General features: G+C 60.5%; 1 protein-coding gene. It reads right to left on the reverse strand.

The window, feature by feature from the left end; translation table 11 throughout:
• Positions 1-116: 116 nt before the first annotated feature.
• On the reverse strand, positions 117-413 hold a 297-nt coding region (locus HA630_RS01570), incomplete at its 5' end, for a flagellin (protein ID WP_256368605.1).

Here is a 413-nt window from a genome sequence, read left to right on the forward strand (position 1 = left end):
CCGGGCGGGCGCAACACCCACAACCCCATTAAAACGAAAAAAGCGACAACAGGATAGCCCCGTTGCCGCTGTGGCGATGGGGCGGGGTAACCCCCATTGCCCCACCTTTTCGTGGTTTAACGCAACAGAGCCAACACACCCTGCGGCAGCTGGTTGGCCTGCGCCACCATGGCGGTGCCGGCCTGCTGCAGGATCTGTGCGCGAGACAGCGCCGCGGTTTCGGCCGCAAAGTCGGCGTCCAAAATCCGGCTGCGCGAAGCAGAGAGGTTTTCGGCGGTGACTTGCAGGTTAGATACAGTGGTCTCGAAGCGGCTTTGGAGGGCGCCGAGTTTGGCCCGTTCGCCGCTGATGAAAGCCAGTGCAGAGTCGACAGTTTTCAGAGCTTCGCTGGCATTACTGAAAGTTGTGATGTC

The sequence above is a fragment of the Aquabacterium sp. A08 genome (genome assembly GCF_011742065.1).